This is a genomic window from Bacillus cereus group sp. BfR-BA-01430, assembly GCF_022663115.1.
Classification (GTDB): domain Bacteria; phylum Bacillota; class Bacilli; order Bacillales; family Bacillaceae_G; genus Bacillus_A; species Bacillus_A cereus_BD.
This window is the reverse complement of sequence record NZ_JAKUEW010000010.1, coordinates 137794-159204: the sequence shown is the minus strand read 5'-3', so window position 1 is coordinate 159204 and position 21411 is coordinate 137794. Positions and strand designations below refer to the sequence as shown.

The following is a 21411-nucleotide window of genomic DNA, read 5'->3' as shown; positions in this document are numbered from 1 at the left end:
TGGAAGCGTGGTGACACGTGGAGCTGACGAATACTAATAGATCGAGGACTTAACCAATAAAAAAAGCGGAAACGGCTTGTTCAGAGCCGTAGGGCATTGGAACCCCCGACCGAGAAGCGCTTTTTGCTTCGACCGAGGGTGGTGAAATGACCGGAGGATCTAGCCGTTGGAGCTAGATTACGTTAAGAACTACATGAGTGTTATCTAGTTTTGAGAGAATATAAAAAAACTGTTGACTTTTTAAGTGAATTAGGTATAATAATGATTGTCTCAAATGAATATTGTCTGGTAATGATGGCAGAGAGGTCACACCCGTTCCCATACCGAACACGGAAGTTAAGCTCTCTAGCGCCGATGGTAGTTGGGACCTTGTCCCTGTGAGAGTAGGACGTTGCCAGGCTATATTATTCCGCAGTAGCTCAGTGGTAGAGCTATCGGCTGTTAACCGATCGGTCGTAGGTTCGAGTCCTACCTGCGGAGCCATTTATGGAGAGCTGTCCGAGATGGCCGAAGGAGCACGATTGGAAATCGTGTATACGTCACAAGCGTATCAAGGGTTCGAATCCCTTGCTCTCCGCCATTAGGAACTTTTGGCCCGTTGGTCAAGTGGTTAAGACACCGCCCTTTCACGGCGGTAACACGGGTTCGAATCCCGTACGGGTCACCACTTTTGGAGGATTAGCTCAGCTGGGAGAGCACCTGCCTTACAAGCAGGGGGTCGGCGGTTCGATCCCGTCATCCTCCACCATTTAAATCAAAATAATAATCGTCGCGGGGTGGAGCAGTCTGGTAGCTCGTCGGGCTCATAACCCGAAGGTCGCAGGTTCAAATCCTGTCCCCGCAACCAAGGTCCCGTGGTGTAGTGGTTAACATGCCTGCCTGTCACGCAGGAGATCGCCGGTTCGACCCCGGTCGGGACCGCCATTATATAAAGGCTCGGTAGCTCAGTCGGTAGAGCAGAGGACTGAAAATCCTCGTGTCGGCGGTTCGATTCCGTCCCGAGCCACCATGAAAATAAAATAAGCCGGCTTAGCTCAATTGGTAGAGCAACTGACTTGTAATCAGTAGGTTGGGGGTTCAAGTCCTCTAGCCGGCACCAGTAAGTTTCGGAGGGGTAGCGAAGTGGCTAAACGCGGCGGACTGTAAATCCGCTCCTTCGGGTTCGGCAGTTCGAATCTGCCCCCCTCCACCATTCATATAGGGGCATAGTTTAATGGTAGAACAGAGGTCTCCAAAACCTCCAATGTGGGTTCGATTCCTACTGCCCCTGCCAAATAATATGGCGATTGTGGCGAAGTGGTTAACGCACCGGATTGTGGCTCCGGCATTCGTGGGTTCGATTCCCATCAGTCGCCCCATTTATTTTAAATATTTACAAGTTGATTAAAGTATGATAAGATTTTTAATGTCTTAGCTGAAAATCATTGTAATTAATTTGTTGATTATAACATATAATGTATTAATCATTCGATGGGCTATAGCCAAGCGGTAAGGCAACGGACTTTGACTCCGTCATGCGCTGGTTCGAATCCAGCTAGCCCAGCCATTTTTGCGGAAGTAGTTCAGTGGTAGAATACAACCTTGCCAAGGTTGGGGTCGCGGGTTCGAATCCCGTCTTCCGCTCCAAATTGAATATGGCGGCATAGCCAAGTGGTAAGGCAGAGGTCTGCAAAACCTTTACCACCGGTTCGAATCCGGTTGCCGCCTTTTTTTATATGCCGATGTGGCGGAATTGGCAGACGCGCACGACTCAAAATCGTGTTCCTTCGGGAGTGTCGGTTCGACCCCGACCATCGGTATTGAATAACGTAGAAGAAGACTCTAACATTTTTGTTAGAGTTTTTTGTTATGAGATAAAAGGATAATGTATTCCGCTATTTTAGGGCAGAAAGACCCCCACTTCAAGGTTCAGAGAGAAGCAAGGAAGATAGGTAGGAATAATCAGTAGTGATGAAGAAAACGCTCACTGATTAAAGTTTCACTTTATTTCAGTGAGATAGCTAGTATTGTTTGGGGCCTTGCTTTCTGTAGAAGAAACTACATTTGTCTTACATATCTTCGGAGATAATGTTGCTGCTTATGTAATGAAATCTAGAGATCTTTCTTAAAATAACGATTTACTTTCTTTAATTACATAATAAATGGAAGAAGTGTTACATTCGCAATGAAGAATAAAATTAATGTATAATATATAATGTGAAATAAAAACTATGCGGTTTTTGTTATGTTTATAATGAATGAATTATAAACTTTTTATACTTATTTTGAAAAAGTGTTGAAGAAATATTATATTTCATATTAATATTTCTTATGTAGATTTAAACGTGAAAGAGAGTGGAACAGAATGGGTCGTAAATGGAACAACATTAAAGACAAAAAAGCATCAAAAGATGCTAATACAAGCCGTGTATATGCAAAATTTGGACGTGAAATTTATGTGGCAGCAAAACAGGGTGAGCCAGATCCAGAATCAAACCAAGCGTTAAAAGTTGTATTAGAGCGTGCGAAAACATACAGTGTACCAAAATCAATTATTGATCGTGCAATTGAAAAAGCAAAAGGCGGTTCAGAAGAAAATTATGATGAGCTTCGTTACGAAGGATTTGGTCCAAACGGCTCGATGATAATCGTAGATACACTTACAAATAACGTAAACCGTACTGCAGCAGACGTACGTGCTGCGTTTAATAAAAACGGTGGGAATATGGGTGTAAATGGCTCTGTAGCGTATATGTTTGATGCTACTGCTGTTATTGGACTTGAAGGGAAAACAGCGGATGAGGTACTTGAAATTTTAATGGAAGCAGATGTAGACGCGCGTGATATTTTAGAGGAAGAGGAATCTGTTATTATTTATGCTGAGCCAGATCAATTTCATGCAGTACAAGAAGCGCTTAAGGTTGCTGGCACTACTGAATTTACAGTTGCGGAACTTACAATGCTTGCACAAAATGATGTAGAACTTCCAGAAGAAGCACAAGTACAATTTGAAAAGTTAATTGATGCATTAGAAGATTTAGACGATGTACAACAAGTTTATCATAACGTTGATTTAGGTGAATAATATATGAGAAAAAGGCCTTTTGTTATTTTAGAACAAAAGGCCTTTTTTATATTCAAAAAGAACGGAAAGACTATAAAAGTATAAAAGTATAAAAGTATAAAATATTTTTAAGTTGATTAAAAGAACGTTTGTTCTTTATAATAAGTATGCACTTAGGATATAAAACGGTCAAGAAATACATTTGTATTCCGAAAAAATATATAGTAAATGGTATAATGAACAGATAAACATTTTATTCCATATGAATGTTGTTAAGAGTATGAACGGATGTTATAACTTACAAGATTGTAAGTTAGGTGTAAGAGAAATCGATTGGATCTTTTTTTAGAAGACGATATTCTTAAATTAAGAATAATATATTCTGTATAGAAAAGAGGTGGGCACGATGAAAGAGCGCGTATTATCTAGAGTGAATTATCATCAAAAAATTTCATTCAATCCGATTACAAAGTTTTTATATAAAGCTATTATTTTATTATTATTACTAAGTTGTACTTTATTATTTATCGGAAATGTAATGATTGAACGTAGTGATATTAGCAAGCTACAAGTTCCTACTAAATTAGAGATACCAAGCTCGTTGGCTCACGCATTTATTGCGACTGAGGATAAACGGTTTTATCATCATAATGGATTAGATTATATTGCGATTGTTCGAGCGTCTATTGAAAATATAAAAGCTGGTGGTATTGTACAAGGAGGAAGTACAATTACACAACAGTTATCTAAAAATGCTTTTTTATCTAATGAACGTACATTTTCTCGAAAATGGAAAGAAATTTTTTATACAAAAAAAATTGAGCGTACATTTACGAAAGATGAAATCTTGAAGTTATATGTGAGTAATATTTATTACGGAGAAGGTGCATGGGGAATTGAAAAAGCAGCAAAATTATATTTTGGTAAAAAGGTTAATAAACTAACATTAAGTGAAAGTGCAATGTTAGCTGCTGTTGTAAAGGCACCTGCATATTATTCACCTGTAAAAAATTACGATAAAGCTGTAGAACGAAGAAACGTAGTCTTAAAGTTAATGGAGCGAGAGGGATATATTAATCATAATCAATATGTGCAAGCGTTAAGTGAGAAACTTGTTATTCGTCACGATACAAAAACAGAGCATTCGATGAAAAAGACAGCGCGTAAAAAGATTGTTAGTGAAAGGGAGTCCCAAGAGAGGGGCTTCTTTTTTATGAATAAAATATGAGCAGAAGAGACACAATATTGTCACATTTACTCTATTTTTAGAATTTATGTGAGCGTGTTCATTGCATGACTGATATAAGTATTGATATTATGTGTATTGTGTACAGCAATGTATACAGAATATGAAATTAAAGAGGAATGTATATGAAATCATCGAACAAAATCATGGTTCTTGGTATTGTTTTTTCTATTGCTGTCTTAATTGTTATTGGAACAATTGTGTACAGTATTATAAATGACAAAAAAGAAAAAGGAAATGAGATGTTTGCTTATTCTACTCAACAAACTTTAGGGAAAGAAGATGCTCCTGTGAAAGTTGTAGAATTTGGAGACTTCAAATGTCCAGCTTGTCGAACTTGGGATGCAACGGTATTCCCGCGTCTAAAAGAAGATTATATTAATAAAGGAAAAGTGCAGTTTTATTTTATTAACTTCCCATTTATCGGAAAAGATTCTGAATTAGGTGCTGCAGCTGGTGAGGCAATTTATAAACAAGACCCAGATTCTTTCTGGAAATTCTATGATGAAATGTATCAAAGTCAGAAAAAAGATACTGAGGAATGGATTACAGAAGAACTGCTTCTTAATATAGTGAAGGAAAAACTTCCAAAAGTGAACGCAGAACAGTTTAAGAAGGATTTACACAGTAAAGAAATGAAAGAAAAAGTACGTAAAGATTTTGATCGTGCAGAAAAACTAAAAGTACAAGGTGCACCATCAGTATATGTAAACGGAAATCTTACAAATCCTGATTATGACAGTATGAAAAAGGAAATTGATAAAGAATTGAAAAAGTGATGAGGAGTCTCATCACTTTTTCGACTTTTTTCGATAAAATTCTTGCGCTGCCTTTTATTACGTGCTATACTACTTTACATAAGTTATTGAAACAACTTATATATATTTTTTATTATTTGCGGGTGTAGTTTAGTGGTAAAACAAGAGCCTTCCAAGCTCTGGTCGAGAGTTCGATTCTCTTCACCCGCTCCAGCTATTATTTCGTATTTTTTATAATAACTTGTGATCAACGCAGTGTTTCGTTTCTAAGATAAACGAGGCATTGCGTTTTTTAATGTTTGGAAAAGAATATTTTATGCAAAAATAGAATGAACGAATATGATTATGAAATGAATTGCTAACCAACAGTAGATGATTCAATATATATTCATCGTAGAAGGAGGTAAAGCATGGATTTTGAGAAATTAAAGCAAGATGTAATAGCGTACAGTAAAACGATTGGAATCGATAAAATAGGGTTTGCAAGTGCTTCTCCTTTTGAGGAATTGAAGCAGCGTTTAATTCAGCAGCAACAATTAAATTATCAATCTGGTTTTGAAGAACCTGATATTGAGAAGAGAACAAATCCACAGCTATTATTACCAGGGGCAAAATCAATTATTGCAATTGCATTAGCCTATCCATCAAAACTAAAAAATGCACCGCTAAGTAAGCGTGGAGAGAGACGTGGTATTTTTTGTCGTGCGTCTTGGGGGCAAGATTATCATCTTGTTTTACGAGATCGTTTGCAAAAGTTAGAGGCGTATTTAATCGAAAAATTACCCGGTATAGAAGTAAAATCAATGGTTGATACAGGAGAATTAAGTGATCGTGCTGTTTCAGAACGTGCTGGTATCGGATGGAGTGGAAAAAACTGCTCGATTATTACTCCAGAATTTGGTTCTTATGTATATTTAGGTGAAATGATCACAAATGTCCCGTTTCCTCCTGATCAGCCTATAGAAGATCAGTGTGGAAGTTGTACAAAATGCATTGATATTTGTCCAACTGGAGCTTTAGTACAAGGAGGACAATTAAATGCAAAGAAATGTATTGCTTTTTTAACACAGACAAAAGGATTCTTGCCAGAAGAATATCGGGATAAGATAGGAAACAGAATATATGGATGCGATACATGTCAGACTGTCTGTCCAAAGAATAAAGGGAAAGACTTCCATAATCATCCCGAAATGGAACCAGATCCAGAATTAGTTAAACCGCTATTAATTCCGTTATTAACAATAAGTAACCGAGAGTTTAAAGAAAAATACGGGATAATGTCTGGATCATGGCGAGGAAAGAAACCGTTGCAGCGAAATGCAATTTTAGCGCTTGCTCATTTTAAAGAAACAGCAGCAGTACCGCATTTAATTGATGTGATGAAAGATGATCCAAGGCCTGTTATACGAGGAACGGCGGCATGGGCTCTTGGGAAAATCGGCGGTGATGGAGTAGGCGTTGCCATTGAACGTGCAATGGAGCGTGAGAAGGATGAAGAAGTTCTTCATGAAATGAAGCGAGGACTTGAATTGCTGGCACAGAAAAAAGAGTAGATAATATTCCCCTGTTTCATATTGTAATATGGGGAGGGGAGAAAATGACTGTAAAATCTTATATTGAAAAACAAATACAACAATCTTTAGCATTTATAGTTGATAAAAGGGAGCATGTAGATGGAATTTCTCCAGATTTATGGAAGGTATTACAGCGTAAACAAAACTTATTTCAAAAACGTGGCGCAAATATTGTAAAAGCAACAGCAGATATTTCTTTTATTCGGCAATTAAATAGTAAAGAGTATCAAGAAGTGGATTATCAAGTACATTTGAAATATTTCATTCTTCATAAAGAATTATTTTATATAGAAGAAGAACAAGTAACGCGGCGTATACGATTAAAAGGAAAGAAAATCGAAGAAGATAATGTCATTGAAGTGAAAGATCATTTTAGCTGTGATGGACCAATAGAACGTGAAAGAACAAAAGAAAAATTCGGGTTCTATCAATACAATCGTCTTGAAGCGGTTAAGTATGCTGAACGTTGGTGGGATAATCGAAATCCAGTATACCGTAATTTTCCTGATAATTGTACAAATTTTGTTTCCCAATGCCTTCATGCAGGGGAAATACCGATGACAGGGTATCCTAACATTCGTAAAGGTTGGTGGCAAAGGGGAAATCACTGGAGCTGGAGCTGGGCAGTTGCTCATTCATTTTATTGGTATTTATCAGGATCGACAACAGGTTTGAGAGCTAAGTCGGTAGAAAAACCAGAAGATCTTATACTTGGGGATATAATTGCTTATGACTTTGAGAATGATGGAAGATGGAATCATACGACGATTGTAGTGGCAAAAGATGCAGATGGAATGCCGCTTGTCAATGCTCACTCAGCTAATAGCCGGCATCGTTACTGGAATTATGAAGATTCTAGTAAGTATACACCGCAAATGAAGTATAAATTTTTTCATATTATTAATGGGTAGAGATTTTTCATTCAAGTGGTATAATACGTAGTAGAGAAAAAATTGAGGTGAATATTCCGTGGGAGTAAATGTTGTTTTATATCAACCAGAAATTCCAGCAAATACAGGAAATATAGCACGTACGTGTGCAGCAACTGGAGCTGGGCTACATTTAATTAGACCGCTTGGATTTTCAACAGATGATAAAATGTTGAAGCGCGCTGGTTTAGATTATTGGGAGCATGTAAAAATTACGTACTATGATTCAATCGAAGAGTTTTATGAAAAAAATCACGATGGTGAATTTTTCTATTTAACAAAGTATGGTGAAAAGGCACATACAGCGTTTGATTATAGTAATCCAGAGAAAAATTATTATTTTGTATTTGGAAGAGAAACAAATGGCTTACCAGCAAATGTCATTCAAGAAAACTTTGACCATTGTTTGCGCATTCCAATGACAGATAAAGTTCGCTCATTAAATTTATCAAATACAGCAGCTATTTTAGTCTATGAAGCTTTTCGTCAACAAAATTATCCAGGTTTAGATGAAAAGATTGTGTACTAAAAGTCGTCACTTGACGACTTTTTTTATAGAAAAAAATATGTATTTATACGTTTTGAAACGAGATGTATCATTTGCGCAAGGTTATTATTTTTTCTGTTCAAGATGTAGAAAAGTGATGTGCGTAGGCACATCACTTTTTGTTTGTTCCTGGCTTATCATTATACCCAGCTGTAAAAATAGCAGTAAGAAATGCAAGTGAAACGCCTAAAATTAATAATAATTTCATGCTACATTCCCCCCTCTCTTTTCGTTTATAAATTCACTCTTTCGTTATGTAGTGTTCTTTGAAGTGAAGAAGGGATTAAATTCAGACGAATAAAGAGATATGTTCCCTAATATCTTTATTATACAGAATTTTCTTAGTATTTTGGGTGGATTTTTTTAGGATGATAAGATATTTCATTTTGATTTAAAGAATGTTTAGGGACATCCTCGCATACCTTTTATAATAATCCGATTGAACAAGGAGATGGGGGAGGAGCTATAATGGATATTCTAAAAAAGATTGAACAGCACCGAGAATCAGAGGAACGTTTAAAGTGGGAAGGTACGTTTGCGGAGTATTTGGATCTTGTAAAAGAAAAACCATGGGTGGCCCAAACAGCACACTCTCGCATTTATAATATGATTAAAGATGCTGGCATTGAAGAGGTAGATGGGAGAAAAAGATATAATTTCTTCAGCAATCAGCTTTTTGGATTAGAGGATGCTTTAGAACGTCTTGTGGAGGAATATTTTCATCCATCAGCAAAACGTCTAGATGTTAGAAAGCGAATCTTATTATTAATGGGACCTGTTAGTGGTGGGAAATCGACATTAGTTACGATGTTAAAAAGAGGATTAGAAACCTATTCACGTACAGAGCGTGGAGCTATTTTTGCTATTAAAGGTTGCCCAATGCATGAAGATCCTCTCCATTTAATCCCGCATCATTTACGAGATGCTTTCTTTGAGGAATATGGCGTAAGGATTGAAGGGAATTTATCACCGTTAAATATGATGAGGTTAGAACAGGAGTATGGTGGAAGGATAGAAGATGTAATGGTTGAGCGCATTTTCTTCTCAGAGGACCGTCGTACAGGAATTGGAACATTTAGTCCATCGGATCCAAAGTCACAAGATATTGCTGATTTAACAGGAAGTCTGGATTTCTCTACAATTGCTGAATATGGTTCAGAATCGGACCCGCGTGCTTATCGCTTTGATGGGGAGTTAAATAAAGCGAACCGAGGAATGATGGAATTTCAAGAGATGTTAAAGTGCGATGAAAAGTTTTTATGGCACTTATTATCTCTCACACAAGAGGGGAATTTCAAGGCAGGCAGATTTGCACTTATTTCAGCAGATGAATTAATTGTAGCTCATACAAACGAAACAGAGTATCGCTCCTTTATCGCAAATAAGAAAAATGAAGCATTGCATTCGAGAATTATTGTTATGCCAGTACCATATAACTTACGGGTAAGCGAAGAGGAACATATTTATGAAAAGATGATTCGCGAAAGCGATGTATCCGATGTGCATATTGCCCCTCATACACTTCGAGTCGCAGCGATGTTTACTATTTTAACTCGATTAAAAGATCCAAAGCGTCCAGATATTGATCTCATTAAAAAGATGCGTTTATATGATGGTGAAATGGTAGAAGGGTATAATTCGATTGATGTGGAAGAATTACAGCGTGAATATCAAGATGAAGGAATGAGCGGTATCGATCCTCGATATGTGATTAATAGAATTTCTTCTACAATTATTCGAAAAGAAGTTCCATCTATTAACGCACTTGATGTATTACGCTCTTTAAAAGACGGATTAGATCAGCATCCATCTATTAGTAATGAAGATAGAGAACGTTATATGAATTTTATTTCATTAGCGCGAAAAGAGTATGATGAGATTGCGAAGAAAGAAGTGCAGAAGGCATTTGTGTATTCGTACGAAGAATCAGCTAAGACACTTATGGATAATTATTTAGATAATGTCGAAGCGTATTGCAATAAATCGAAATTACGTGATCCATTAACGGGCGAAGAAATGAGTCCAGATGAAAAACTAATGCGTTCTATCGAAGAACAAATTGGTATTTCCGAAAACGCTAAAAAAGCATTCCGTGAAGAGATTTTAATTCGTATCTCAGCTTATGCGCGTAAAGGAAAACGCTTTGACTATAATTCACATGAACGTCTTCGTGAAGCAATACAGAAAAAACTGTTTGCGGATCTGAAAGATGTGGTGAAAATTACGACATCAACGAAAACGCCTGATGAAAATCAACTCAAGAAAATTAATGATGTTGTAGCACGCTTAATCGATGAACATGGATACAACTCTTCGTCTGCTAATGAATTGTTACGTTATGTGGGCAGTTTATTGAATCGATAATATGATAATAGAACGCTGTCTCTTTCTAGAATGGAGACGGCGTTTTTATATCGTATGAGAGTACGGTCTTGCAAATAGCGATATAAAGCAAGAGATAGGAACTCCAAATGAAGGAATAAGGCTTGTCCAATATAATAAATTAAGATGCAATTTCATGAATTTATTGTCAATTATTTTTACAATATGCATATGATAGAGTAACCAACCATTCATACAGAAAAAAGCCAACACAATATAATATGTTGCAAAGCACAAAAGTGTGCAACAATGCATTGTGTTTATTTCGTATCTCTTGGCTGTATGTTCACGATTATGGATTGCGTATCAAATTTTTTGTTGGGAATGTTCGGGATAGGATGTAATCATGATTTGAGAAGAAATGTTCATGAGCAGTTTTGCATTGTAATTTGAATTCTACTGTTTTAAGCAGCATGAAGAAAAAACTAATAAGGAGGGGAAGGAATGAGCGAAGAGAATAAACATAATTACACAATTTCACAGGAAAACTGGTCCCTCCATCGCAAAGGATATGACGACCAACAACGCCATCAAGAAAAAGTACAAGAGGCAATTAAAAATAACTTGCCAGATCTTGTAACAGAAGAAAGTATTATAATGTCTAATGGTAGGGATGTTGTCAAAATACCAATTCGTTCTTTAGATGAATATAAAATTAGATATAACTATGATAAAAATAAACATGTTGGGCAAGGAAATGGTGATAGTAAAGTTGGCGATGTCGTTGCACGAGACGGCTCTGGTGGTCAAAAGCAGAAGGGACCAGGAAAAGGGCAAGGCGCAGGAGATGTAGCCGGAGAGGATTATTATGAAGCGGAAGTATCTATTTTAGAATTGGAGCAAGCTTTTTTCAAAGAGTTAGAATTACCTAATTTAAAGAGAAAAGAAATGGATGAAAATCGGCTTGAGCATATTGAATTTAATGATATTAGAAAGACGGGATTATGGGGAAATATTGATAAGAAACGAACAATGATTTCAGCATATAAACGAAATGCAATGAAAGGAAAACCATCGTTCCATCCAATCTATCAAGAAGACTTGAAGTTTCGAACATGGAATGAAGTGTTAAAACCAGAATCAAAAGCAGTTGTATTAGCAATGATGGATACAAGTGGATCGATGGGAATTTGGGAAAAATATATGGCACGAAGCTTTTTCTTTTGGATGACAAGATTTTTACGTACAAAGTATGAAACAGTGGATATTGAATTTATCGCACATCATACAGAAGCGAAAGTAGTAACGGAGGAAGAATTTTTCTCCAAAGGCGAAAGCGGTGGTACAATATGTTCTTCTGTTTATAGAAAAGCACTTGAGCTTATAGATGGAAAGTATTCGCCGGAACGCTATAATATTTATCCATTTCATTTTTCTGATGGGGATAACTTAACATCCGATAATGCTCGTTGCGTCAAGCTTGTGCAGGAATTGATGAAGGTATGTAATATGTTTGGGTATGGGGAAGTGAACCAGTACAATCGTCACAGTACACTGATGTCAGCCTATAAAAATATGAAGGAAGAAAAATTTAGATATTATATTTTAAAGCAAAAAGCAGATGTATTTCATGCGATGAAGAGCTTTTTTAGAGAAGAATCCAGTGAAAGAATGGCATAGTAATAAAATACGCCAAGGTATCTTTTATAGATGCCTTGGCGTATTTTTAATATGTAAAAGTAATTGTTATGAATGAGTAGCCTTCTTTTGCACTATATGGTGTAGCTTTGTAGGAGGCTCTTTGTGCTCCAGCTGGTAGATGGATTTCTGCAAGGGCTTTTTTGATGTCCTGCATAGCATTTTGCACGGATTGTTTATAAAGAACTTCAACTTTTTCAGGTTTTGTTGAGAATTGCTGCCGTAATTTTGCTGTTAGTTCTTCATAGTTGTCAGCAACATATTGTTTTGATTGATACACTAATTTTGTGTCTTTTAATATTTGTTCATAACTCGCTGATTTTTGGCTACCAGCTGAGACTTTATTGATTAATTCATTGTAATAGTTTGTAGTAGCCGTTGGATATTCGTTACGATTCCATTGGTGGTCTTTTGAGAGCTGTTCATCTGTTACATTGAAATATGAATACATAACTCTTCCTTGCTCATCTGGAATAGGATCATCAAATGTTGTATCAAGGTGGTACCACTTATTATCGATTTTTACTAAGTTCCAAGCATGTGGCTCTCCATTGCCAGTACCTGTTACAATATGATTATCTATTCCAGCTTCTTTTAGTAATTGATAGGTTAATAGTGCATAACCTTGGCAAACAGCGGAACGGTTTACTAGTGCTTCATATGCTGTATAAGCATGGTAAGAAGTATCATAGGCAATATGTTTTACAACGTAATCGTGAATAGCTTTTACTCTTTCATGATCATCCATGCCGCTTTGAATAATAGACTGAACAATTGCTTTTGTTTGCTTCATGACATATTCTGTTTGTTCTTTTGATTCACGGTATGTAATGTTTAAAGTAAAACGATAATTACCAGGTGAACCAGAGAGAGAATATGAAGTGCGTGCTAGTGTATAATTCGCATATTCATTTGTATTCATTAGTTCTTTGTACGCATTAAAAAGTATATCCATCACTTCCTGCCTATTACTATTTTGTGTTTTATAAGGAAGTGTAATGTTTACTTCAAAGGCATTGATATGCTTTTGTAATTCATTTTTAAATTCCTCTAGTAATTGCATATCTTTTGGTGGGGTATTAGCTTGTTGTTTCATATTTCCATTGGCTTGTTTGTTATATTCTAAAGCATTGTATAAGAACTGTGCATATTGTTCACGAGTTACAGTTTTGAATGGTTCAAAATTTCCATCGCCTGTACCAGCTGCAATATGATTGGATTGTATAGCACTAATCGCATCTTCTGCCCAAAAGTTTTTCGGAATATCATGAAATGTATGTCTTTGTTTTGTAGAAAGATGAAAGGCACTTTTAATAATTTGTGCCATCTCGGCTCGACTTATAGAATCTTTTGGTCTGAAGGTTCCCCGGTCATCTCCTTTGAAAACCCCTAAATCTGTAAGCGCTAAAATTTCTTCCGGAAACATTGTAGAAGATTGATTAATGTCGCGATAAGGATTTTTCAATTGTGAGCCATCTTTTAAAATATAGTGAGTACTATCATTACTGAAAGTGCCATTCTTTTTATTAGAAAATAGTACGCGGTAAATTAAAGCGGCTACTTGTTCGCGAGTGGCAACATCACCTAAACCAAATTTTCCGTTTCCATAACCTGCAATAATATTTTGACTTGCTAAACTCGTAATAGCAGGGTATGCCCAATGTTTTTGGGGAACATCAGAAAAAGAAGAGGGAACCTCAGCAGCTTTGATCGTATCAGTATGTGTATATAATAGAGCGCTTCCTATTAGTGTGAGTGAAGTAATTGATTTTAATAGTTTTGTGTACATTATGATTTCTCCTGGTCTATCATTTATTTTCTTTACATGTTTTCAATCTATGTTGAAAAGTCTGAAAGAATATAACAAAATATATTATACAATTAAACTTTTCAAAGTGATATATCATATTTATATGAAGGAAATGTTTCTACGTATATGTGTTCTATTTCAAACATCGAAGAAGTAGTTAAGTTCCTCTTTTTGTTTCTTTTTTCACAACAATTCTTTTAAGATTTGTAATGCTATCAAACTTTTGAGCTTCAATTATAAAAAGCACCTCTCAATAAGCGAGAGGTGCTTTACATTACATTACTTTTTTAATAGTATTTGTTGCTTGTTTCGCTTGCATAGCGACTTTTTCTTGTCGCAATGCTTTAAATAATGAAGTGATCATTAAAATGACAACAAATGAGAATGGCAAGGCAGCAATAATGGCTGCAATTTGCAAGGCGCTTAGTCCGCCAGCTTGCAAGAGAATAGCAGCAATGACTGCAATTGTTAATCCCCAAATTAATTTTAAATGGTTCTTTGGTGATAAGCTCCCGTTGCTCGTTTGCATAGAAACAACGAATGTTGCAGAATCAGCCGATGTAACAAAGAACGTTGCGATTAACACGAGACTTATAATCGTTAAGAACGTTGAGAATGGTAAATGAGAAATAACGGCAAACAATCCAATTTCTGTTCCGTTTTTTGCGATTTCATCAGCAATTCCAAGCGATTGGAACATTTCCATATGGATAGCAGTACCGCCAAAAACGGTAAACCAAAATGTACAAATGAGCGTTGGAATTAAAACTACGCCAAAAATGAATTCTCGAATCGTACGTCCGCGGGAAACTCTTGCGATAAATGTCCCAACGAATGGAGACCAAGAGATCCACCAGCCCCAATAGAAAATGGTCCAATTCTCAATCCATGAAGAGGAGTTTTTGCTAAAGGCTCCTAATTCTAATCCCATACTTGGTAGTGATCCGATGTAAGAACCTATTGTAGAGGTAAAATATTTCATAATAAAGACAGTTGGTCCAAGAAATAAAAAGGAAACGAGCAATATACCTGCTAGGGAGAAGTTTAAGTTACTCAAATATTTAATCCCACGATCTAAACCAGTCTGTGCACTCGTTAAGTACAGTATAGTAAAAATGGCAATGAGTATGAGCTGTGTACCAATGGTATTATGGATAGAAGGGAATAAATAGTTTAAGCCTCCTGCAATTTGTTGTGCACCGATTCCTACAGATGGCACAATTCCAAATACGGTTGCTAAAACAGCTAAAATATCAACTGTTTTTCCGATGGGAGAGTTTTTCGATCGATTAAATAAAGGAGTAACTGTAGCACCAATTGTGCTACCTTTTTGCATTCGGAATGTAAAGTATGCGATTGTTAAAGCAACCATTGCATATAGTGACCAAGGGAAGAGTCCCCAGTGGAAAAAAGAATATTTCATAGCAAGTCTTGCACTTTGTTCTGTCCCAGGTTCACCGGTAAGTGGTGAGCCAAAATGCGAAATTGGTTCAGCAATTCCATAAAAGAGAAGACCAACTCCCATTCCTGCTCCAAACAACATAGCAAGCCAAGAGAGGTAACTGTATTTTGGTTTCTCATCATCTTTACCAAGACGGATTGAACCGTATTTTGAAAAAGCTAAATAAGCAGCTAAAATAATCATTGTGGTCATAAGTAGAGAGTAAAACCATCCAAATTTATTGAGGATAAATGAGTTTAATGAAGAAGTAACGCTTTGTAAATCATAGCCTTGTATCCAACTTGCTGGAATTACACCCCATATAATGAATAATGTTGTGAGCAAGATGGAGATATAGAATACACTGTTCTTTCTTTTTATCATAGAATCCCACCTTTTATTTAATAAAGTTAACAATTATATTTATTATAACAATAATAAATATAAATGTCAAAAAATTCGGTTTTTAGTAAATTTATAAGGTAGAGATTTTTTTGATAAATGTTCACAATTTATCAAAAAAGAATATGAAATATTGCATTTTACATTATTTTACTAGTATAATATGTTAGATTTTAGGTAGTTAATATAGGGATATAAAGATGAAAGGAAGTTATTATGAATAAGAAATCAAGAATTACGCAAATGATGCTCGGTATTAGTACAGTAGCTTTATCACTTGGAAGTATTCAAACAGAAGTATCAGCAGAAGAAAAAATACCTTATAATGTTATGCAAATGAAGCCGATTGGAGTTGAAACTCAGACGGATCAAATCGCTCACGTTTCACAGGAAGATAAAACATTATCTTTTGAAGAACGATTAAGAACGGGAGATTTTTCTCAACGTCCAGCTTTTGGAATGAAGCGAACAGAATCTAAACGGTTTCAAGAAAGCTATTCTATGGCTGACTTCAATAAAATGAATAATGAAGAATTGATTGAGACATTGGCAAATATTCGCTGGAATCAAATCACAGATTTATTTCAATTTAATCAAGACACGAAAGCATTTTATCAAAATAAGGAAAGAGTGCAAGTTCTAATTGATGAATTAGGTCGCCGCGGGAGTACATTTACAAAAGATGATGGAAAAGGAATTGAGACATTTGTTGAAGTGTTACGTTCAGCCTTTTATCTTGGTTTCTATCATGAAGAGTTAAGTTATTTAAATGAGCGTAGTTTCCATGATAAATGTTTGCCGGCATTAAAAGCTATTGCGAAAAACCGAAACTTTAAACTTGGGACAGAACAACAAGATACAGTAGTATCTGCATATGGGAAATTAATTAGTAACGCTTCGAGCGATGTTGAAACTGTGCAATATGCAGCAAATATTTTAAAACAGTACAATGATAATCTAGCTACTTATGTAAGCGATTTTATGAAGGGACAAGCTGTATATAGTCTTATTCAAGGCATTGATTATGATATAGATTCTTATGTGTATGCTTCACATAAAGAAGCAAATGAAACAATGTGGTACGGTAAAATGGATGCTTTCGTAAATGAAGTGAGCCGTATTGCGCTTTTACAGCATGTAACAGCAGAAAATAGTTGGTTAATTAATAATGGCATTTATTTTGCAGGCCGTTTAGGGAAATTTCATAGTAACCCAAATAAAGGATTAGCAGTCGTTACACAAGCAATGCATATGTATCCGCATTTAAGTGACGCTTATTTTGTTGCAGTCGAGCAGATTAAAACGAACTATGGTGGAAAAGATTACAATGGAAATAAAATAGATGCAGAGAAAATACGTGAAGAGGGAAAACAACAGTACTTACCAAAAACGTATACATTTGATGATGGATCTATTGTATTTAAAACAGGGGATAAAGTAACAGAGGAAAAAGTGAAGCGATTGTACTGGGCTGCTAAAGAAGTAAAGGCGCAATATCATCGTGTGATTGGAAATGATAAAGCGCTAGAGCCCGGCAATCCTGATGATGTGCTAACAGTTGTTATTTATAATAGTCCAGATGAATATAAGCTTAATAGACAACTATATGGATATGAAACAAATAATGGTGGAATTTATATTGAACAAGACGGAACTTTCTTTACATATGAACGTACGTCAGAACAAAGTATTTATAGTTTAGAAGAGTTATTCCGTCATGAATTTACTCATTATTTACAAGGTAGATATGAGGTTCCCGGTTTATTTGGAGAAGGAGATATGTATCAAAATGAGAGATTAACTTGGTTCCAAGAAGGGAATGCAGAGTTCTTTGCAGGATCTACTCGTATGAACAATGTTATTCCACGTAAAAGTATAATTAGTGGATTATCATCTGATTCTGCAAATCGTTATACAGCAGAACGAACATTATTTGCAAAATATGGTTCATGGGATTTTTATAACTATTCTTTTGCACTACAGTCCTATTTATATAATCATCGTTTTGAAACATTTGATAAAATTCAAGACTTAATTCGAGCGAATGATGTGAAGAATTATGATGCATATCGTGAGGCTTTAAGTAAGGATGCGAATTTAAATGCTGAGTACCAGGCGTATATGCAAAAATTAATTGATAATCAAGAAAGATATAACGTGCCAGAGGTATCAGATGATTATTTAGCAGAGCATGCACCAAAGGCATTAGCAGAAGTGAAGAAAGATATCGAGGATACAGCGAATCTGAAAGGGGCAACGATTAAAAAGCATAAGTCCCAATTTTTTGATACATTTACGGTAGAAGGAACGTATACAGGTAGTGCGACAAAGGGAGAAGCTGAGGACTGGAAAGAGATGAGTAAGCACATCAACCAATCTCTAGAAAAATTGACGCAGAAGGAATGGAGCGGTTATAAAACAGTTACAGCTTACTTTGTGAACTATCGTGTAAATGCAGAAAATCAATTCGAATACGATGTTGTATTTCATGGTATCGCAACAGATAATGGAGAAAATCAAGCGCCGATTGTAAATATAAATGGTCCGTACAATGGATATGTAAATCAAGCCATTCAGTTTAAGAGCGATGGTTCCAAAGATGAAGATGGTAAAATTGTTTCTTATTTATGGGATTTTGGAGATGGTACAACAACTACGGAAGCAAATCCAAAACATGTATATAAGCAAGAAGGAACATATAAGGTAACACTAACAGTAACAGACAATAAAGGAAAAAAAGCGAGAAATGAAACAACAGTTACTGTTAGAAAAGGACAGGAAACAATGGTAGAATCTGAACCAAATAATCGTTTGGAGGAAGCGAATCTTATTACATTCAATACATTGATAAAAGGTAGTCTTGTGAATGAAGATCGTACAGATATTTATACGTTTGATGTCACTTCTCCCCAAAATATAGATATTTCTGTTGTAAATGAACATAGCATCGGGATGACATGGGTTCTTCATCATGAATCAGACATGCAAAATTATGCTGCATATGGCCAAGCTAATGGAAATGATATAAAAGGGAAATTAGAAGCAAAACCAGGAAAGTATTACTTATATGTATATAAATTTGATAACGGAAATGGGACATATACATTATCAGTAAAATAAGTATATTTCCAATGTATATGAAACTTTACTTTTTATGGGAAATGTTATATTATATAAATATACAATATATCGGTTATTTTTTAGGAGGAGCCTGTCACGATAGGCTCCTCCTGTTCTTTTTTGGAAACCTGTCGTACAGGTTTTTCTTTAAAAGGAAAAATGACTGAAAATTAAGAAAAATAATTCTTGAAAGAGGTGAAGCATACATATAAGAAGGAAGTATGAAAGAGAGAGGGGGGACAACAAGCATGTCTTTATTGGGATATCCACTTGAAACAATTTATTTATATGGATTTATTATTGCTACTGTTCTTACTGTGATTTACATCTTTTTTGGGGACATTTTTGAATCCATATTTAGCTTTGGAGGTGGATCTACATCTATTGTCACGTTGCTACTAAGTTTTTTGGCTATGCTTTGTGGTTTTAGTTATATTGGCGAATATGTATTGGCTTTAGATAGTATCGTTATCTTTATTCTTTCGCTCTGTATATCACTGATTGGCGTTTTTATTATGAAAATATTAATTTTAAAGCCCATTGCTGAATCTGAGCAAAATACAGTACAAGGTATGGAGGAATTTATCGGTTGCAGAGGAGAAGTCATTATTACTATTCCAAAGGAAGGATTTGGAGAAGTGTTAATTTCTTCGAAATTTGGGAGCAATGCGATACCAGCTAAAACGATTGGAAAGAACGATATTTTACAAGGTACACAAGTAATGATAGAAGGAGTACAAGATGGCGTGCTACTTGTACGAAATATTGCTCATTCTTTAAAAAAACCAAAGTGGTAAGGAGGAGTTTTCATGATTCCATTAATTATTGGTGGTGTATTACTCGCAATTTTACTTTTACTTATTTTAGTATTTATCACGAAATATCGCACTGTTGGTCCAGATGAAGCTTTAATTGTCACAGGAAACTGGCTTGGCGGTGGTAAAAATGTTGTGACAACGGATGATGGAAAGAAAATTAAAATTATTCGTGGTGGAGGTACTTTTGTTGTACCAATTATGCAGCGTGCAGAACCTCTTAGTTTATTAAACTATAAATTAGAAGTTGGAACGCGTGATACGTATACAAAACAAGGGGTACCAGTTACTGTAAATGGTGTTTCTATTATTAAAGTAGGTTCAACAATTGAAGAAGTATCAACAGCAGCAGAACAATATTTAGGAAAAGAAACAGAAGAGTTAAAAGTTGAGGCAAAAGAAGTATTAGAAGGACATTTACGAGCGATTTTATCCTCGATGACGGTGGAAGATGCATATAGTAATAGAGAACAATTTGCACAGAAAGTACATGAAGTAGCGTCTTCAGATTTGAAGAAAATGGGACTTCGCATCGTTTCTTTTACAATTAAAGAAATTACAGATAAAAATGGCTATTTAGATGCACTTGGTCAACCGCAAATTGCAACTGTTAAACGTGATGCTCAAATTGCAAATGCAGAGCGTGAAAAAGAAGCGCGCATTGAAAAAGCACGTGCTGAAAAAGAAGCGAAAGAAGCTGAATATCAACGCGATGCTCAAATTGCAGAAGCAGAAAAATATAAAGAGTTAAAAGTGCAATCATATAAGAGAGAACAAGAACAGGCTCGTGCGGATGCGGACCTTTCTTATGAATTACAGCAAGCAAAAGCACAACAAAACGTAACAGAAGAACAAATGCGAGTGAAAATTATTGAGCGTGAAAAACAAATTGAATTAGAAGAAAAAGAAATTGCACGTCGTGAGAAACAATATGATGCGGAAGTAAAGAAAAAAGCAGATGCGGATCGTTATGCAGTTGAGCAAGCGGCAGAAGCAGAAAAAGTAAGACAAATGAAAAAAGCGGATGCAGATCAATATAAGATTGAAGCGGAAGCAAAAGCACGGGCTGAAGAAGTGCGTGTAGAAGGGTTAGCAAAAGCAGAAATTGAAAAGGCGCAAGGTGAAGCGAAGGCAGAAGTTGAAAAAGCACAAGGTACTGCAGAAGCAGATGTTATTAGACTAAAAGGTTTAGCAGAAGCAGATGCAAAACAAAAAATTGCCGAAGCATTTGAATTATATGGGCAAGCAGCAATTATGGATATGGTTCTGAAAATGCTTCCAAGCTATGCGAAAGAAATTGCGAGCCCACTTAGCAATATTGATAAAATTACAGTTGTCGATACAGGCGGTGGTGGAAAAAACAGCGGTGCCGGAAAAGTTGCAGGGTATGCAACAGATTTAATGGCAACGATGCAAGAAACATTGAAAGCGTCTTCTGGTATTGACTTAAAAGAACTATTAGAAAGTTTCGCAGGAAAAGATGTAGTGGGGAAGGTAGGAAAGGAACAGCCACCTGTACAAGTGGTAGAAGAACAAAAGAAGGATAAGTAACAATAATACAAAAAGAGCTTCTGAGTCACGTATCAGAAGCTCTTTTTGTATTGCTGAAAATTATAAAAAAAAAGACAATCTTATATATTGTTTTCGTTATTTGTTTTATATAGAATTAAAAATATGCGTAAGACTTCATTATATCATAATTTTTA

Annotated in this window: 13 protein-coding genes, 16 tRNA genes and 1 rRNA gene; 28 read left to right on the top strand and 2 right to left on the bottom strand. The window is 35.8% G+C overall.

The genetic code is table 11. The features are described from left to right. The first annotated feature begins 284 nt into the window (after nucleotides 1–284). The 25 genes from rrf to yhbH all read left to right on the top strand — a co-directional run bounded on the left by rrf (nucleotide 285) and on the right by yhbH (nucleotide 12099). Nucleotides 285–400 (top strand): 5S ribosomal RNA (rrf, locus tag MR058_RS16805). Nucleotides 401–408: 8 nt separating this feature from the next. Then, nucleotides 409–483 (top strand) — tRNA-Asn (locus MR058_RS16800). A 5-nt stretch (nucleotides 484–488) separates the two neighbouring features. Then, nucleotides 489–580: transfer RNA gene (locus MR058_RS16795), tRNA-Ser, on the top strand. 12 nt (nucleotides 581–592) lie between these two features. Next, nucleotides 593–667: transfer RNA gene (locus tag MR058_RS16790), tRNA-Glu, on the top strand. Nucleotides 668–672: 5 nt separating this feature from the next. Continuing rightward, a tRNA-Val gene (locus MR058_RS16785) sits at nucleotides 673–748 on the top strand. Nucleotides 749–770: 22 nt separating this feature from the next. After that, a tRNA-Met gene (locus tag MR058_RS16780) sits at nucleotides 771–847 on the top strand. A gap of 1 nt (nucleotide 848) precedes the next feature. Further along, nucleotides 849–924, top strand: a tRNA-Asp gene (locus MR058_RS16775). A 9-nt stretch (nucleotides 925–933) separates the two neighbouring features. Further along, nucleotides 934–1009, top strand: a tRNA-Phe gene (locus MR058_RS16770). Between the two features lie 14 nt (nucleotides 1010–1023). Continuing rightward, nucleotides 1024–1099: transfer RNA gene (locus MR058_RS16765), tRNA-Thr, on the top strand. Between the two features lie 9 nt (nucleotides 1100–1108). Beyond that, nucleotides 1109–1192: transfer RNA gene (locus tag MR058_RS16760), tRNA-Tyr, on the top strand. A gap of 7 nt (nucleotides 1193–1199) precedes the next feature. Beyond that, nucleotides 1200–1273 (top strand) — tRNA-Trp (locus MR058_RS16755). A gap of 9 nt (nucleotides 1274–1282) precedes the next feature. Beyond that, a tRNA-His gene (locus MR058_RS16750) sits at nucleotides 1283–1358 on the top strand. Nucleotides 1359–1471: 113 nt separating this feature from the next. Further along, a tRNA-Gln gene (locus MR058_RS16745) sits at nucleotides 1472–1546 on the top strand. A 5-nt stretch (nucleotides 1547–1551) separates the two neighbouring features. Continuing rightward, a tRNA-Gly gene (locus tag MR058_RS16740) sits at nucleotides 1552–1626 on the top strand. Between the two features lie 10 nt (nucleotides 1627–1636). Next, nucleotides 1637–1707: transfer RNA gene (locus tag MR058_RS16735), tRNA-Cys, on the top strand. Between the two features lie 10 nt (nucleotides 1708–1717). Beyond that, nucleotides 1718–1799, top strand: a tRNA-Leu gene (locus tag MR058_RS16730). 545 nt (nucleotides 1800–2344) lie between these two features. Next, on the top strand, nucleotides 2345–3064 hold the full coding sequence (locus MR058_RS16725; protein WP_242145052.1) for a YebC/PmpR family DNA-binding transcriptional regulator: 720 nt from the start codon (nucleotides 2345–2347) through the stop codon (nucleotides 3062–3064). A gap of 385 nt (nucleotides 3065–3449) precedes the next feature. Then, on the top strand, nucleotides 3450–4271 hold the full coding sequence (locus tag MR058_RS16720) for a transglycosylase domain-containing protein (RefSeq protein WP_242145050.1): 822 nt from the start codon (nucleotides 3450–3452) through the stop codon (nucleotides 4269–4271). A gap of 143 nt (nucleotides 4272–4414) precedes the next feature. After that, entirely contained in the window at nucleotides 4415–5068 is a 654-nt protein-coding gene (locus MR058_RS16715; protein WP_242145049.1) for a DsbA family protein, read from the top strand. A gap of 118 nt (nucleotides 5069–5186) precedes the next feature. Next, nucleotides 5187–5260: transfer RNA gene (locus MR058_RS16710), tRNA-Gly, on the top strand. A 197-nt stretch (nucleotides 5261–5457) separates the two neighbouring features. After that, nucleotides 5458–6600, top strand: coding sequence for a tRNA epoxyqueuosine(34) reductase QueG (gene queG / locus MR058_RS16705; protein WP_242145048.1), 1143 nt, complete (start codon nucleotides 5458–5460; stop codon nucleotides 6598–6600). Nucleotides 6601–6644: 44 nt separating this feature from the next. Beyond that, on the top strand, nucleotides 6645–7532 hold the full coding sequence (locus tag MR058_RS16700) for an amidase domain-containing protein (RefSeq protein WP_242145047.1): 888 nt from the start codon (nucleotides 6645–6647) through the stop codon (nucleotides 7530–7532). A gap of 58 nt (nucleotides 7533–7590) precedes the next feature. Beyond that, complete coding sequence (trmL, locus tag MR058_RS16695; RefSeq protein WP_242145046.1) at nucleotides 7591–8079, top strand: tRNA (uridine(34)/cytosine(34)/5-carboxymethylaminomethyluridine(34)-2'-O)-methyltransferase TrmL; 489 nt, start codon at nucleotides 7591–7593, stop codon at nucleotides 8077–8079. A gap of 486 nt (nucleotides 8080–8565) precedes the next feature. Then, entirely contained in the window at nucleotides 8566–10461 is a 1896-nt protein-coding gene (locus MR058_RS16690; protein WP_242145044.1) for a PrkA family serine protein kinase, read from the top strand. A gap of 462 nt (nucleotides 10462–10923) precedes the next feature. Continuing rightward, the gene (gene yhbH / locus MR058_RS16685) at nucleotides 10924–12099 is read left to right on the top strand and encodes a sporulation protein YhbH (RefSeq protein ID WP_242145042.1); all 1176 of its coding nucleotides are present in this window, start codon (nucleotides 10924–10926) and stop codon (nucleotides 12097–12099) included. Between the two features lie 46 nt (nucleotides 12100–12145). Here the strand turns inward: yhbH and MR058_RS16680 are convergent, their stop codons facing one another. Next, nucleotides 12146–13906: an S-layer homology domain-containing protein gene (locus tag MR058_RS16680; RefSeq protein ID WP_242145041.1), complete on the bottom strand. Its 1761-nt coding sequence runs from the start codon at nucleotides 13904–13906 to the stop codon at nucleotides 12146–12148. 295 nt (nucleotides 13907–14201) lie between these two features. Continuing rightward, the gene (gene opuD / locus MR058_RS16675; RefSeq protein ID WP_242145039.1) at nucleotides 14202–15752 is read right to left on the bottom strand and encodes a glycine betaine transporter OpuD; all 1551 of its coding nucleotides are present in this window, start codon (nucleotides 15750–15752) and stop codon (nucleotides 14202–14204) included. A 234-nt stretch (nucleotides 15753–15986) separates the two neighbouring features. Here opuD and colA point away from each other — a divergent pair, with 234 nt between their 5' ends. From colA to MR058_RS16660, 3 genes are all read left to right on the top strand, one after another. After that, the gene (gene colA / locus MR058_RS16670; RefSeq protein WP_242145038.1) at nucleotides 15987–18890 is read left to right on the top strand and encodes a collagenase ColA; all 2904 of its coding nucleotides are present in this window, start codon (nucleotides 15987–15989) and stop codon (nucleotides 18888–18890) included. Nucleotides 18891–19138: 248 nt separating this feature from the next. Further along, the gene (locus MR058_RS16665; protein ID WP_242145037.1) at nucleotides 19139–19687 is read left to right on the top strand and encodes an NfeD family protein; all 549 of its coding nucleotides are present in this window, start codon (nucleotides 19139–19141) and stop codon (nucleotides 19685–19687) included. 12 nt (nucleotides 19688–19699) lie between these two features. Beyond that, nucleotides 19700–21256 carry a flotillin family protein gene (locus tag MR058_RS16660; RefSeq protein WP_242145036.1) on the top strand — a complete coding sequence of 519 codons (1557 nt, stop codon included), beginning with the start codon at nucleotides 19700–19702 and terminating at the stop codon, nucleotides 21254–21256. Nucleotides 21257–21411: the final 155 nt, after the last annotated feature.